This window comes from Sphingomonas sp. PL20 (assembly GCF_017875905.1).
Taxonomy (GTDB): Bacteria; Pseudomonadota; Alphaproteobacteria; order Sphingomonadales; family Sphingomonadaceae; genus Sphingomonas; species Sphingomonas echinoides.
Window position 1 is genome coordinate 103,306 of record NZ_JAGINH010000002.1, and the last position, 14,118, is coordinate 117,423.

Consider the following 14,118-nt stretch of genomic DNA (forward strand, 5'->3'; position numbering starts at 1 on the left):
TCGGAGCGCGGGCCTTTTTTTGTTCCTCCCCGGCACGGGGAGGGGGACCATGAGCATTTAGCGAATGGTGGAGGGGGCTCGCCCCGCGCGCGGCATCCGTTGGATGTTAAATCACCGCCCCAGCCGCGTCACATGCCCCATCTTGCGCCCCGGCCGCGTCTCCTTGCCGTACAGGTGCAGATGCGCGCCCGGCTCGGCCAGGATCTCGGCCCAGCGGTCGGCGTCATGGCCGATCAGATTCTCCATCGCCACGGTCGGCGCGGTCAGGCCGGTGTCGCCCAGCGGCAGCCCGCAAATCGCGCGGATATGGTTCTCGAATTGCGAGCACACCGCGCCCTCAATCGTCCAATGCCCCGAATTGTGGACGCGCGGTGCCATTTCGTTGAACACCGGCCCATCGACGCCCGCAAAGAATTCGCACGCCAGCACCCCGACATAATCGAGCCGGTCGGCAATCCGCCCGGCCAGCGCCGCCGCCTCGCCCCAGCTCGCCGCCACTTCGGCCGGGGCAGGCAAGGTCGATCGTGCCAGCACGCCATCCTTGTGTTCGTTCCACGGCGGCGGATAGCTCACCATCTGCCCATCGCCGCGCCGCGCCAGGATGATCGAGAATTCATGGCTGAAGGCGACGAAGCCTTCCAGGATCGCCGGGCGCCGCCCGATCGCCTCCCACGCCGCCGCCACATCGCCGGGCGCGGTCAGGCGCACCTGGCCCTTGCCGTCATAGCCCATGCGCAGCGTCTTCAGGATCGCAGGCGTGCCGATTTCGGCCACCGCCGCCTCCAGCTCGGCGAGCGTCTCGACCTTGGCCCAAGGTGCGGTGCGCCCCCCAAGGTCGCGCACGAACGCCTTTTCGGTCGCGCGGTCCTGCGCCACGCCCAGCGCGGCGGGGGCGGGGTGGACCGGCACCTTGCCCGCCAAATAGTCGACCGGATCGAGCGCGATATTCTCGAACTCATAAGTGATGACATCGGCGGCCGCGGCGAATTCATCGAGCACGATGCGGCTGTGATAATCGGCGCGGGTGAAGCTGGACGCGGTCTGCGCCGCGACGGCTTCCTCATCGGGCGCGAGGATGCGGGTGTTGTAGCCAAGCTGCGCCGCCGCCACCGCGAGCATCCGCCCAAGCTGGCCGCCGCCCAGAATGCCGATGGTCGAACCGGGGGGAAGGGGGGTCATGAACGCGTCCTAATCCGTTCGGGCTGAGCCTGTCGAAGCCCAGCCTTTCTTGTCGGCGATTGACCAGAAGAACTGTCCTTCGACAAGCTCAGGACGAACGGAATTTATAAAATGCTCACGCCGGGTCGGTCGCCACGCTTTCGGTCTGTCGCGCGCGCCACGCCTGCAAGCGCTCGCTCAACCCCGCATCCGACAGCGCCAGGATCGCCGCCGCCAGCAGCGCCGCATTCTTTGCGCCCGCCTTGCCGATTGCGAGCGTCCCCACCGGAATCCCCGCTGGCATCTGGACGATCGAATAGAGGCTGTCGACGCCCTTCAGCGTCTTGCTTTCCACCGGCACGCCCAGCACCGGCAGATGCGTCAGCGCCGCCGCCATGCCCGGCAGATGCGCAGCACCACCCGCGCCCGCGATAATCACCTGGATCCCGCGCTCCGCCGCACCCCCGGCATAGTCATACAGACGCTGCGGCGTGCGGTGCGCCGACACCACCTTGCTTTCATGCGCCACCCCCAATTCGGCGAGCAGTTCGGCGGCATGGTGCATCGTCTCCCAATCGGAGGTGCTTCCCATGATGATGCCGACGACAGGGCGCGCGGCGGAGGTTTCGGGCGTGGCCATGCCGTTCGACTAGCGGTCCGCGCTGGGCAGGGCAACTCTCGCAAACGGTCCGTCGCGGAACTTGTGCGTCTCGGCGGGGGTTGGGGGCCCACTAGAACAGATCCCAAGGAGACCCCCCATGCACCGCAAGACCCAAGCGTCGATCGCCGCCCTCGCCGCCATGCTCGCTTTCGCCACCCCCGCTTTCGCCGAAGGCAAGCACGAGCGCGCCGAGGCCGCCATCGCCGAAGCCCGCGCCAAGATCGACGCCTCGGCCAAGGTCGGTGCGACTGCCGAGACCCCGCGCCTCCAGGCCGAAGCGCAGGCCGCCTTGCGCACCGCGCAGGAAGATCTCGCCAGCGGCCACAAGGAAGAGGCGATCGCCGCCGCGCACCACGCCAGCCAGCTCGCCGACACCGCGCTGGGTGAAGCGCAGCGCGCCCGCACCCAGAACGCCCGCGCCGTGACCGAAACTGCGCGCGATGCCGCCGCCGATGCGCAAGCGCAGGCCGCTGCCGCCAATGCCCGCGCCAACGCTGCCGAACAGGCCGCCGCCTCGGCATCGGCCGATGCCGCCGCCGCGCGCGCCACGCCCGTGGTCATCGCCGCCCCCGCAGCGCCTGCGCCGACCATGACGGTCACCACCGAAACCACCAAGACTGCGACCCCGGCCCCGGTTGCCGCCACCACGCACAAGGTAGTGCGCAAGACCGTGCGCCACGCCGCCAAGCACCCCGCACCGCGCGCGACCGAGAAGACCACCACCACCGTCACCACCGGCCAATAAGCCGGGGGCGGCCCGCCGCTATCGCTCGTTCAGATAGTAACGATCGGTGGCGGCAAGGCTGTCGTCCAGTTCATAAACGATCGGCTGCCCGGTCGGGATTTCCAGCGTGGTGATCTCGTCATCGGGAATGCCCGACAGATGCTTGACCAAAGCGCGCAGCGAATTGCCATGCGCCGAAATCAGCACGCGCTGCCCGGCGCGCAAGGCCGGCGCGATCCGCCCCTCCCAATAGGGCAGCACGCGCGCGATCGTATCCTTCAGGCTCTCGGTCGCGGGCACGGCGATCCCGGCATAGCGGCGGTCCTGCGATAGATCATAGGCGCTGCCCGGTGCCATTGGCGGCGGCGGCACGTCGAAGCTGCGGCGCCAGATATGGACTTGCGCATCGCCATATTCGGCGGCGGTCTCGGCCTTGTTGAGGCCGGTCAGCCCGCCATAATGGCGCTCGTTCAGCCGCCAGTCCTTTTCGACCGGCAGCCACAACCGCTGCATCTCCTCCAGCGCCAGGTTGAGCGTCTTGATCGCGCGCGTCTGCAGCGAGGTGAAGCAGAGGTCGAAATCGAGCCCCTTCTCCGCCATCAACCGCCCCGCCGCACGCGCTTCCTCGGCGCCCTTGGCGGTCACATCGACATCCCACCAGCCGGTGAAGCGGTTCTCGAGGTTCCAGTCGGACTGGCCGTGGCGGATCAGGACGAGGCTAGGCATAAGGCGCGGTCTCCTTTCCCGGCATCAGGCCGGGCGCAATGCCTCGCCGGGTATCCGCTCGCGGCGGCGCGATCAACAGGCGGGTTTGATGTCCCCGCGCAGAAGGGCGTTGAAGGTTTGCGCGCGACTTTATACGCGCACCCGATTGGTGCCTTCCATCGCCGCGCGCTCGGCCACTGCGCCCGGCACGTTGGATAAAAGGCAGATCGCCGGGATTTTGACTCGCCATGAATTATCGCCATTCCTTCCATGCCGGCAACAGCGCCGACGTCGTGAAGCACAGCCTGCTGATCGCGCTGGTGCGGGCCTTGCAGCAAAAACCGGGCGCGCTGACGCTGATCGACACCCATGCCGGCTGCGGTCTGTATGATCTTGGCGGCGCGGATGCCGGGCGCACCGGCGAAGCCCTGCAGGGCGTGCTGCGCGCCTTTGCCGACGCGAACCCCGTGCTGGACGATTATCGCGCCGCCGTGCAGGCGGTGAATGTCGGGGCCGAGCCGCATTTCTACCCCGGCTCGCCGCGCATTCTGGCGCAACTCCTGCGCCCGCAGGATTTTCTGATCCTGAACGAAAAACATCCCGAGGACGCCTATACCCTGCGCGGCGTGATGCGCGGCACCTCGGCTGCCGTGCATCAGCGCGACGCCTATGAACTGTGGCTGGCGCTGCTGCCACCGCGCACCGCGCGCGGCGTGGTGCTGGTCGATCCGCCGTTCGAGCAGACCGATGAACGCGACCGCATCACCGCCACTCTTGCGGCGGCACACCGCAAATGGGCGCATGGCGTGACGGTGATCTGGTATCCGCTGAAAGACCGCGCCACGCATTGGCAGTGGCGCGAGCAGGTCCGCAAGCTCGGCATCCCGAAATTGCTGCGGGTGGAGCATTGGCTGTACGATAGCGATCAGCCCGGAATCTATAATGGCGCGGGCCTGTATATCGTCAATCCGCCCTACGCCTTCACGCAAGCGCTCCCGCCGCTGCTGGAAGCCCTGCGCGCCGCGCTGGCGCCCGAGGGGCATGAAGGCGAGATCATCACCGATTGGCTGGGCGGGTAAAACAAACCCGCAGCGGCGCTTTCTTGCAATGGAGGAATGGCCGCACTGCAAGTGCCGCCGCCGTCAGTCCTCGGCGCGGCCGCGCAGGTAGCGCTGGAAATTATATCCGGACGTGACCAGAATATGCGCAAACTGTCGGCATAGCAGCCGGAAGTCCGCATCGAGCAGGCGGCTCTCATAATGATATCCGGGCGGTGGCGGCGGCATCGCGTCGGTGTCGGGTGCCTGGAAGCTGGCGACCAGCGCATAGCGATCGCCGTCGTCCCCCACCAGCTCCACCAGCGTGCCACCGGCCAGCAACGTCGTCTCGGTGCGGCGCTCGATCAATCCCCGCGACCAGCTTGTCGACGATTGCGAGGCATCGTCGCCCCCGGTTTCGTCGGCCGGGATCGGCTGGATCCAGAGGATGCGCGCGATCAGCAGGCAATCGATCGTCTGCTTCCCGGCGAGCAGCGTGAAGCGCCACGGAAACCCGGCGGGCGGCGTGCCGGGATAGGGAAAGAGTACCGCGGTCTGCGGCACGCCGTTCGTCCCGGGCTCGTCCTTTTGCAGATCGCTGGGCAGCTCGTGCGTCGAGAACGACACGCGGCTCGGCAACAGCGGATAGATATGATCCATATACGCCTGATAATTGTCGCCGGTATGGCTGTAGATATAACCACCAGGAAAACTCGGGTGCTGACGAAACTCCTGGTTGAAGCCGCCTTGTGGTACAGTCATCGGTAGCAGCATCCGGATTTCTCCCAAAAATTGTTTTGAGATCACAGTGCTTCATGCACGACCATTCTGTCTCGGTCGCGGGATAGACAATATCTGGTTATTCTTTACAGGATCAGAACTATTCGATCAAGTCGATACGCGTGGAGATCGAACGCGACGCGTGACGCCGGTCACTCTGTCCGGCGAAAAGAGCGGCTGTCGGTTATGGCACGATCATGCCTAGCGCTGGCCGGCCAGCCCGGCGAACAGGCATCTGACCTGGCGCTGGCGGTGCCTGCCGATCGGTGTCAGATCGCCCGAGGTCAGCTCGACGCGCAGGCGGTGGAGACAATAACAAGGTGCTCCCCAACCCAACGCCTGGCCACTGGGCCCTCGCGTTCGCTAGTGACGCGCCAAGGTCGGGGCCTCAAATCCCGTCAATCATCCCCGCCAGCACCTCCAAACACGCATGCGCCAAGGTCTTCGATCGCTTGCCCGACCAGCCGAATTCGGCATCGGCATTGGCGTCATGGTCCTTGAACGGCATTTCCAGCGTCATCGACACCGCGCCAAAGCGCTCGGCCGATTGGTTGGTCGACATCGACAGGTTGGCGCGGCCGGGGGCTGCCTTTTCGTACCCGCGCTCGGTCTGGAAATCGGGCGTGTGCGCGGCCAGCCGTTTGCCGAAATCATAGAATTTCGCGCCCAGCGCATCACTCCAGGAGGGGATGCCCTCAAACCCTGCCAGGAAATTGGCGGGGATCGCTTCGTCGCCATGCACGTCCATCGCAAAGGCGACGCCGGTTTCGTCCATTGCGCTGCGCACACACAGCACTTCGGGGCTGCGCGCAGGGGTCGGCGTGTCCCATTCGCGGTTGAGGTTCACGCCTGCCGCATTGGTGCGCAAATGGCCGCGAAAGCTGCCATCGGGGTTCATATTGGGCACGCAGTGGAAGGTCGCCTTGTCGCGCAGTGCTTGCGCGGTCGCGTTGGCCGGGTCGGTCAGCCATTCCAGCGCGCCTTCCATCCACCATTCGGCCATGCTCTCGCCGGGGTGCTGGCGGGCATAGAGCCAGACATGCTTGGGGCCGGTGCCAAGCTCCAGGCAATCGATCGCGCGCCCGTCGAGCGACTGGCCGAGCTCACGGTGGGTGACACCCGGCTGGAGCGCGATCCGCGCGACCAGCGCGTCATGCTGCTCCAGCGTATAGGGCTGAAAGTAGGCGAACCACACCAGCTCGCTCGTCCCCGTCCATTCGAATTCCAGCACGCCGTCGACATAGCGCGTCGGGATCATCCGCCAGTTCTGCCGGTCGGTGCTGGCGCGCACCTTGTAGCCCGGCCAGCCGAACGGATAGGCCGATTCGCTGGCATTCAGGATGCGCAAGGTGACGGTCCGCCCCTTGGCTCCGGCCACGCGGAAGTGGAACCATTGGAAGAAGTCGGACAGGTGATCCCGCGCGATGGTGAGGTTCACCTGGTCGCCGTCGATGCCGGCGACCAGGATGTTTCCGCTGTCAAAGGCGGCGTTGACGGAGATGCTCATTTCACCGTGATAGTGCGCCCCGATTCTCCGGGGAAGCCCAGGAACAGCGCGCGCGCCAATTTCGTGGCGGCGGGGCCGGTCTGCGCATCGGGTGCGGCACCGTCGGCGGTCGTCTGGGCGTGGCCTTCCCAGATCACCGTGCCATCGCTGCGGCGGCGGATCTGCACGGCGAGGTCGGTCAGCACGATCGTGCGATAGCGCGGCTTGCCGATCGGGAAGGAGATCGCGCCGCCCAGCCCGACGCCACCGCCATAGCCACCACCGCCACCGCCCAGGCCGACGCTGACACCGCTGCGGCTGCCACCCGGCGACGGGGCGGGGCGGTTGGTGCGCGTGAAGCTGACGACCGCAGCATATTGCGGCGCGGCCCCGGTCGCGGGCACGGTGAAGCCGTGGGTCAGCGCCTCGGTTTCGACGGCGGCGGCATAGGTCTTATATTCCAGGCTGTCCTGATCGCGACCGGGCATCGCCTCGACCGTCAATGTGCCGGTTTCGAGCGGCGCGCCGAGGTGGAAGCGCGTCACTTCGACGGGCCCGCTCTTGCCGGTCGTCGTGCAGCCTGCCAGCGCGCCCGCTCCGACGACCATCGTCGCCAATGCCAAACCCATAGTCCGCTTCATGCCAGTTTTCCTCGTACGCGCTTGTTGCAGGGGTGTAACGCTTCGACCCGGCCCCCGTGTCCGTTGTATCGATGTTCCGCAGCGGTGTCCCGCATATGTCCGGCGCGCTCTATACTTGACTTGGGGGCATCCCGACCATATGCGCAGCCGCTCTTTTCCACATTCCAGAATTTGCAAAGCGAATCGATCATGAAGATCCGCAATTCCCTGAAGTCGCTCAAGGGCCGTCACCGCGATAACCGCGTGATTCGTCGTCGTGGGCGGACCTATGTCATCAACAAGACCAACCGTCGCTTCAAGGCACGCCAGGGCTGATCGCCCGCCATGGGTAGCACGAAGGCCGTCATTTTCGATGTCGGCAATGTGCTGTTCCACTGGGATCGCCACGCGATCTATGAGCGCCTGATCGAGGATGATCAGGCGCTTCGTGCATTCGTGGACGATGTTGTCTCGCTCGACTGGCATGCCCAGCACGATCTCGGCGTTTCCTTTGCCGAGACGTCGGCAGAGCTGCGCGCGCGTTTCCCGCAGCATGCCGCGCTGATCGACGTTTACGGTCCGCGCTTCAACGATTCGCTGCAACGCGAAGTGCCCGGCGTCGTCGCGATTCTCAAATCGCTGGATGCAGCGGGCGTACCGCTGTTCGCGATCACCAATTTCCACGATGATTTCTTCGCCGCCTTCCGCGCGACCCGGCCCGACGTGTTCGGCCGCTTCCGCGACATCGTCGTGTCGGGCGAGGAAAAGCTGATCAAGCCCGATCCGGCCATCTACACGCTCGCGCTCGATCGCTTCGGCGTTGCGGCAGCGGATGCGGTGTTCATCGATGACAGCGCCGCCAATATCGACGCGGCCAATGCGCTCGGCATCACCGCTTTGCTGTTCATCGATGCCGCGACGTTGCGCGGCGATCTCGCAAAGCTCGGCCTGTCGGCCTGATTGCACGGCACCGCGCGGTTCGCGTGTACCCTCGGCCCCCCGCTTTCGCGGGGGCCCGGTCGAACGTTAAATATAGTCCTTCAATTCATCGCCGATGATCCGCACGACGTGCAGCACATTGGTCGATCCCGGCGTCTTGAACGGCACGCCCGCGATGATGATGACGCGGTCGCCCGCCACCGCCAGCCCGTGGCGCAGCGCCATGCGCTTGGCCTTGGCCACCATTTCCTCGAACGATTCGACGTCCTTGGTGTGGACGGCATAGGCCCCCCACAGCAGCCCGGCGCGACGCGCGGTTTCGAGGTTGGGGGTCAGCACCATCAGCGGCACGCCGGGCCGCTCGCGCGCGACGCGGCGCGCGGTCGAGCCCGAGGCGGTGAAGCAGATGATCGCGGCGGCATCGACCGTGTGCGCGATGTTCTTGGCGGCTTCCGACAAAGCGTCGGCGGTGGTCGGGTCGGAGCGGATAACGGTGAAATGGATGCGCTCGCCATGCGTAGGGTCGCGTTCGACCGCCTCGCCGATCGCGTTCATCATCGCGACCGATTCGGTCGGCCATGCGCCCGCGGCGCTTTCCGCCGACAGCATGATCGCGTCGGCCCCGTCGTAAATCGCCGTCGCGACGTCGGACACTTCGGCGCGGGTGGGGGAGGGCGAGGTGATCATCGATTCGAGCATCTGCGTCGCCACCACCACCGGGCGGCCGAGACGGCGCGAAACTTCGATGATGCGCTTCTGCAAAGGCGGCACGCTCTCGGGCGGCAGCTCGACGCCAAGGTCGCCGCGCGCGACCATAACCCCGTCACATGCCTCGACAATTTCCTCGAGCCGGTCGATCGCCGAGGGCTTTTCGATCTTGGCGAGAAGGGCTGTCTTGCCGCCGATCAGCTTGCGCGCCTCGGCCAGATCCTCGGGCCGCTGCACGAAGCTCAAGGCGATCCAGTCGACGCCCTGGTCGACCGCAAAGGCCAGGTCGCTGCGGTCCTTTTCGGTCAGTGCCGCCATTGGCAGCACCACGTCGGGCACGTTCAGCCCCTTGCTGTTGGACAGCGCGCCGCCGACCACCACTTCGGTAACGATCGTGTCGGCGGTGTGGCTGGTCACGCGCAGCACCAATTTGCCGTCGTCGAGCAGCAGCCGCGCGCCCGGTTCGATCGCCGCAAAGATTTCCTTGTGCGGCAGTTCGACGCGGGTCGCGTCGCCCGGCGTGGGGTCGCGGTCGAGCGTGAAGGTCTTGCCTTTTTCCAGCGTGACTCGACCGCCTTCAAACTTGCCGACGCGCAGTTTTGGCCCCTGCAGATCGGCGAGGATGGTCGACGGGCGGCCGTATTTTTCTTCCAAGGCGCGGATCGCCTGGATCACCGCGACCTTCGATTGCTGGTCGCCATGGCTCATATTGACGCGAAACGCATCGGCGCCCGCTTCGAACAGCGCGGCGATCATTTCGGGGGTGCTGCTTGCGGGACCGAGCGTCGCGAGGATGCGGACCTTGCGCGAACGCGGGGCTATTGCCTGTGTCATGAAATCATTCTCGCCCTGGGGATGGCTTGTGCGCGTGATGCTCTAACCCCTATTTCCGCCCGATCAACCGTGGAGCGATGATAATGGCCGATTTGGAGACTCTTGATGATGCCGTGGCGGCGGCGGCGTTCCGGCGGCTGGTGCGGCATCTGCGCCACCGCGAGGATGCGCAAAACATTGATTTGATGGGGCTTGCCGGCTTCTGCCGCAACTGCCTGTCGGACTGGGTGGAGGAAGCCGACGGCACGATCACCAAGGACGCCGCGCGCGAAGTGATTTACGGCATGCCCTATGCGCAGTGGAAAGCCGCGCATCAGAGCGAGGCGACCCCCGCGCAGTTGGAGCGGATGCGCCAAAGCGTCGCGAAGAATGCGTGACGGCGCGCGCGCGCTGTCCTAAAGCGCGCCCCTTTCAGTGATTCACATTCAGGGAACAACGCCGTGAGCGACATCATCGCCGCCGACCAACTCCGCCTGCTGATCGAGCGCATCGAGCGCCTCGAAGAGGAAAAGAAGGGCATCGCCGACGACATTAAGGACGTGTACGGCGAAGCCAAATCGACCGGCTTCGACGTCAAGACCATCCGCACCATCGTCCGCCTGCGCAAGATGGAAAAGCATCACCGCGACGAGGCCGAGGCGCTGCTCGAGACGTACAAGCAGGCGCTCGGGCTAGACTGAGGCACCACCAACATTGAGCGGGGACCACAAACGCCTTAAGGGGTCCCCGCAAAGTACCACTTTGCGGGGTAAGCATGGCAGGCCATTCCAAATATAAGAACATCATGTACCGCAAGGGCGCGCAAGATAAGAAGCGCTCGGGCATGTTTTCCAAGCTCAGCCGCGAAATCACCGTCGCCGCCAAGATGGGCTTGCCCGATCCGGACATGAACCCGCGCCTGCGCATGGCGATCAACGCCGCCAAGGCGCAGTCGATGCCCAAGGACAATATCCAGCGCGCGATCGACAAGGCGTCGAAGGGCGACACCGAGAATTACGAGGAAATCCGCTACGAAGGCTTCGGCCCCGGCGGCGTTTCGCTGATCATCGAGGCGCTCACCGACAACCGCAACCGCACCGCCACCAACGTGCGCACCGGCATGGCCAAGAATGGCGGCAACCTCGGCGCATCGGGCTCGGTCAGCCATGCGTTCGACCGGATGGGCCTGATCTCCTATCCGGCGTCCGCGGGCGATGCCGAAAAGGTGTTCGAGGCAGCGCTTGAGGCCGGTGCCGAGGACGTGCAGTCGAGCGAGGAGGGCCATGAAATCTGGACCTCGAACGAATCGCTGCACGAAGTCGTGACGGCGCTCACCCCGGTGCTGGGCGAACCCGAAGGCGCCAAGCTCGCCTGGCGGCCGCAGACCATGGTCGAAGTCAGCGAGGAGGACGCGGTAACGTTGTTCAAGCTGATCGACGTGCTCGACGACGATGATGACGTGCAGACCGTGTGGGGCAATTACGAAGTGTCCGACGCGATCCTCGAGAAACTCGGCTGACCGTCTTTCCCCTCCCGCTTGCGGGAGGGGCTAGGGGAGGGCATGGCTTCCCCGTGTTGCAATGGTCCCTCCTCTCGCTGAGCCTGTGCTCACGCGAAGCCGCAAAGCCGCGAAGCGGGATCCGGTTCGCGCGGAGCCGCGGAGGCGCGGAGACGGTGCAACCAGCATCCACAGACAGTTCCCTCCCGTCATGCCGGGCTCGTGCCGGCATCCACCGTGCCGCTTATCCTGTGGGCGATGGTCTCGGCGATCGGTGGACCCCGGGACAAGCCCGGGGTGACGCCGCGCGCGCGGTCCGTGAACCCTCTCCGCGTCTCCGCGCCTCCGCGCGAACACCCTTCTTTGCGCCTTCGCGGCTTCGCGTGGAGTCTTCCCAAATGCTGACCCTGAACAGTCGCCCGATCTGTTCACGCGAAGGCGCGAAGACGCGAAGTGAAAATAGGTTCGCGCCGAGGCGCGGAGGCGCGGAGATGCTGCGCCGCGTGTCGACCGCCAGTCCCCTCCCGTCATGCCGGGCTCGTCCCGGCATCCACCGCGCCGCTTATCCTGCGGCCGATGGTCTCGGCGATCGGTGGACCCCGGGACAAGCCCGGGGTGACGGGGAGTGCGTCGCAAACGCACTTTCTCCTCTTTCCTCTCCGCGCCTCCGCGTCTCCGCGCGAACACCCTTCTTCGCGGCTTCGCGCCTTCGCGTGGACCCAAAACCATGCTGATCCTCGGCCTCGACCCAGGCCTCGGCATCACCGGCTGGGGCCTGATCCGCGCCGAGGGCAACCGGCTCAGCCATGTCGCCAATGGCAAGCTCAAGACCGACACCGCCGCGCCGCTCCCGCGCCGCCTCGCGCATCTCGACGCGATGTTGAGCGCGCTGCTGATCGATCACGCGCCCGATGCGTGCGCGGTCGAGGAAGTGTTCGTCAACGCCAACCCGCAATCCACGCTGAAGCTCGGCCAGGCGCGCGGCGTGGTGCTGTGCGCGGGCGCGCGCGCCGGGCTCGATGTCGGCGAATATGCCACGCGGCTCATCAAGAAGGCGGTGGTCGGCGTCGGCGGCGCGGAAAAGGTGCAAGTCCATGCGATGGTCAGCCGCTTGCTGCCCGGCGTAAAGATCGACGGCCCCGATGCGGCGGACGCGCTGGCGGTGGCGATCTGCCACGCGCACCATCTGGCGAGCGCGCGGCGCATGCCCTGATTGCGCCCTCCGATTTCGCTTTCCTACCCCGTCCTGTTCCGGTTACGTACCACGCGTGCCCGTTCCTTTCGCCTCCCACTCCGCACCCGCCCGGTCGCCGTCCGCCGCCTGCCCTGCAAAAGCGTTTGCGGGGGCAAAAAGGCGGGGACGTAGTGTGGACTTTGTGGACTTCCGCGGCGATTCTGGCACCGCTTATGCCAGGAACGGGCGGCCGCGATGATCGCGCATTTGAAGGGCCGCCTCGATGCGACCGGGCTCGATCATGCCGTGGTCGATGTCGGCGGCGTCGGCTATCTCGTCGGCTGCTCGTCGCGCACGCTGAGCGCGATCGGCCCGGTCGGCGAGGCGGTGATGCTCCACACCGAAATGCTGGTCGCCGAAGACTTTATCCGCCTGGTCGGCTTCGCGACCGCCTCGGAGCGCGACTGGTTCCGCTTGCTCACCGGCGTGCAGGGCGTGGGCGCACGCGTCGCGCTGGCGATCCTGTCGGCGCTCGACCCCGCCGATCTGTCGCGCGCGATCGCCGCGCAGGACAAGGCGATGGTCGCCCGCGCCAATGGCGTGGGGCCAAAACTCGCCGAACGCATCGTGCGCGAATTGAAGGACAAGATCGGCGGCGTCGCCATCGGCAGCGCGGGCGTAACGGTGGCCCCGGTCGGCGCGGGCGCGGATGCGGTCTCGGCGCTGCTCAACCTCGGTTTCCGCCCCGCCGAAGCCAGCGGCGCTGTCGCCGCGGCGGAGGAGGAACTGGGCGCTGGCGCGACGCTGGATGCGCTGGTGCGCCTCGCCCTGCGCAAGGCGGCGAAGTGACCAGCCGCCGGTGCGGGCGCTACACGATCGCCGTCGGCAAGGCCTTGCCCGCAAAGTGCGCGTCGAGATTGGCCAGCACCAGCGCCTCCATCGCGGCGCGGCCCTCGATCGTGGCGCTGCCCTGATGCGGGGCGAGCACGACCTGCGGCATCGCTTTCAGGGCGTCCGGCACCCGCGGTTCGTCGGCGAACACGTCCAGGCCTGCGCCGGCGATCACGCCCTGCTCCAGCGCGGCGATCAGCGCGGCTTCGTCCACCAGACTGCCGCGCGCGATATTGATCAAAACGCCACCGCGCCCCAGCCGTTCGAGCACCCCCGCATCGACAATGCCCTCCGTCGCGGCCCCGCCCGGCGCGGCGAGGATCAGCACGTCGCTCGCCTCGGCCAGCGCAGCGATGTCGGGCACGAAACGCCACGGCAGCTCCGGCTTGGCGTGGCGCGCGGTATAGAGGATTTCGCCCCCGAACGGCGCGGCCCGCCGCGCGATCGCCTGGCCGATCATGCCCAGCCCGAAGATGCCGATCGCGCGCCCGCTTGCGCGCCGGCCGAGCGGCACGCCCCAGCCGCCACCGCGCACCACCGCATCGTTGGCGGCCACCCGCCGCTCGACCGCCAGCCACAAGGCGATGGCGAGATCGGCGACATCCTCGGTCAGCACGTCGGGCGTGGTGGTCACGCGCACGCCGCGCGCCTTAGCTGCCGCCAGATCGATGCGATCATGCCCGACACCATGGATCGCGACGATTTCGAGTGCGGGCAACGTGGCGATCATCGCAGCGTCGAGCCGCGTCATCCCGCCACCGACGATCGCGCGCGTCGTAACCGGCGGCGCATCGCGGTGCAGCGTGAAGCGCGCCTCCAGCGCGGCGATCAGGCTGGGTGCCAGCGGCGAGGCGACGAACAGATCGGGCAGGGCAGTCATGTCGCTCCCTTAGCCGCTGTGCCTTGCCGCGCCCAGCCACCGCA

General features: G+C 66.5%; 17 protein-coding genes. 9 read left to right on the forward strand and 8 right to left on the reverse strand.

Annotation, left to right across the window (positions count from 1 at the left end; translation table 11 throughout):
- Nucleotides 1-111 precede the first annotated feature (111 nt).
- Together H4W01_RS00750 and purE are read right to left on the reverse strand one after the other, a co-directional pair.
- Entirely contained in the window at nt 112-1,179 is a 1,068-nt protein-coding gene (locus H4W01_RS00750) for a 5-(carboxyamino)imidazole ribonucleotide synthase (protein ID WP_209609483.1), read from the reverse strand.
- A gap of 115 nt (nt 1,180-1,294) precedes the next feature.
- Complete coding sequence (purE, locus tag H4W01_RS00755) at nt 1,295-1,798, reverse strand: 5-(carboxyamino)imidazole ribonucleotide mutase (protein WP_010406466.1); 504 nt, start codon at nt 1,796-1,798, stop codon at nt 1,295-1,297.
- 118 nt (nt 1,799-1,916) lie between these two features.
- Here purE and H4W01_RS00760 point away from each other — a divergent pair, with 118 nt between their 5' ends.
- Nucleotides 1,917-2,564: a hypothetical protein gene (locus tag H4W01_RS00760; protein WP_209609484.1), complete on the forward strand. Its 648-nt coding sequence runs from the start codon at nt 1,917-1,919 to the stop codon at nt 2,562-2,564.
- An 18-nt stretch (nt 2,565-2,582) separates the two neighbouring features.
- Here H4W01_RS00760 and gpmA read toward each other — a convergent pair whose 3' ends face one another.
- Nucleotides 2,583-3,269 (reverse strand): 2,3-diphosphoglycerate-dependent phosphoglycerate mutase, encoded by a 687-nt coding sequence (gpmA, locus tag H4W01_RS00765; protein ID WP_010406468.1) that lies wholly within the window; start codon nt 3,267-3,269, stop codon nt 2,583-2,585.
- Nucleotides 3,270-3,496: 227 nt separating this feature from the next.
- On the opposite strand from gpmA, the gene H4W01_RS00770 reads away from it, so the two are divergent.
- Nucleotides 3,497-4,327: a 23S rRNA (adenine(2030)-N(6))-methyltransferase RlmJ gene (locus H4W01_RS00770; RefSeq protein WP_209609485.1), complete on the forward strand. Its 831-nt coding sequence runs from the start codon at nt 3,497-3,499 to the stop codon at nt 4,325-4,327.
- Between the two features lie 63 nt (nt 4,328-4,390).
- Here the strand turns inward: H4W01_RS00770 and H4W01_RS00775 are convergent, their stop codons facing one another.
- From H4W01_RS00775 to H4W01_RS00785, 3 genes are all read right to left on the reverse strand, one after another.
- Complete coding sequence (locus tag H4W01_RS00775) at nt 4,391-5,047, reverse strand: hypothetical protein (RefSeq protein WP_334685096.1); 657 nt, start codon at nt 5,045-5,047, stop codon at nt 4,391-4,393.
- Between the two features lie 406 nt (nt 5,048-5,453).
- Nucleotides 5,454-6,572, reverse strand: a complete 1,119-nt coding sequence (locus H4W01_RS00780) for a M14 family metallopeptidase (protein ID WP_209609487.1) — start codon at nt 6,570-6,572, stop codon at nt 5,454-5,456.
- The gene (locus H4W01_RS00785; RefSeq protein ID WP_334685097.1) at nt 6,569-7,192 is read right to left on the reverse strand and encodes a DUF4136 domain-containing protein; all 624 of its coding nucleotides are present in this window, start codon (nt 7,190-7,192) and stop codon (nt 6,569-6,571) included. Before H4W01_RS00785 ends, H4W01_RS00780 begins: the two co-directional genes overlap by 4 nt.
- 189 nt (nt 7,193-7,381) lie before the next feature.
- On the opposite strand from H4W01_RS00785, the gene ykgO reads away from it, so the two are divergent.
- Both ykgO and H4W01_RS00795 read left to right on the forward strand, forming a co-directional pair.
- Complete coding sequence (ykgO, locus tag H4W01_RS00790; RefSeq protein ID WP_004210176.1) at nt 7,382-7,507, forward strand: type B 50S ribosomal protein L36; 126 nt, start codon at nt 7,382-7,384, stop codon at nt 7,505-7,507.
- A 9-nt stretch (nt 7,508-7,516) separates the two neighbouring features.
- Nucleotides 7,517-8,131 carry an HAD family hydrolase gene (locus H4W01_RS00795; protein ID WP_209609488.1) on the forward strand — a complete coding sequence of 205 codons (615 nt, stop codon included), beginning with the start codon at nt 7,517-7,519 and terminating at the stop codon, nt 8,129-8,131.
- 66 nt (nt 8,132-8,197) lie between these two features.
- Here the strand turns inward: H4W01_RS00795 and pyk are convergent, their stop codons facing one another.
- Nucleotides 8,198-9,652, reverse strand: a complete 1,455-nt coding sequence (gene pyk, locus H4W01_RS00800; RefSeq protein WP_209609489.1) for a pyruvate kinase — start codon at nt 9,650-9,652, stop codon at nt 8,198-8,200.
- Nucleotides 9,653-9,735: 83 nt separating this feature from the next.
- Here pyk and H4W01_RS00805 point away from each other — a divergent pair, with 83 nt between their 5' ends.
- The 5 genes from H4W01_RS00805 (at nt 9,736) to ruvA (ending at nt 13,152) form a co-directional block, all read left to right on the forward strand.
- A complete protein-coding gene (locus H4W01_RS00805; protein WP_209609490.1) occupies nt 9,736-10,029 on the forward strand; it encodes a DUF1244 domain-containing protein in 294 nt (97 codons plus the stop codon).
- Between the two features lie 63 nt (nt 10,030-10,092).
- On the forward strand, nt 10,093-10,332 hold the full coding sequence (locus H4W01_RS00810) for a DUF2312 domain-containing protein (protein WP_126845419.1): 240 nt from the start codon (nt 10,093-10,095) through the stop codon (nt 10,330-10,332).
- A 74-nt stretch (nt 10,333-10,406) separates the two neighbouring features.
- Nucleotides 10,407-11,150 carry a YebC/PmpR family DNA-binding transcriptional regulator gene (locus H4W01_RS00815; RefSeq protein ID WP_010406479.1) on the forward strand — a complete coding sequence of 248 codons (744 nt, stop codon included), beginning with the start codon at nt 10,407-10,409 and terminating at the stop codon, nt 11,148-11,150.
- Nucleotides 11,151-11,856: 706 nt separating this feature from the next.
- Nucleotides 11,857-12,342 (forward strand): crossover junction endodeoxyribonuclease RuvC, encoded by a 486-nt coding sequence (gene ruvC, locus H4W01_RS00820; protein WP_209609491.1) that lies wholly within the window; start codon nt 11,857-11,859, stop codon nt 12,340-12,342.
- Between the two features lie 216 nt (nt 12,343-12,558).
- Nucleotides 12,559-13,152 carry a Holliday junction branch migration protein RuvA gene (ruvA, locus tag H4W01_RS00825; protein ID WP_209609492.1) on the forward strand — a complete coding sequence of 198 codons (594 nt, stop codon included), beginning with the start codon at nt 12,559-12,561 and terminating at the stop codon, nt 13,150-13,152.
- Nucleotides 13,153-13,171: 19 nt separating this feature from the next.
- Here ruvA and H4W01_RS00830 read toward each other — a convergent pair whose 3' ends face one another.
- Nucleotides 13,172-14,074: a 2-hydroxyacid dehydrogenase gene (locus H4W01_RS00830; protein WP_209609493.1), complete on the reverse strand. Its 903-nt coding sequence runs from the start codon at nt 14,072-14,074 to the stop codon at nt 13,172-13,174.
- Nucleotides 14,075-14,118 lie beyond the last annotated feature (44 nt).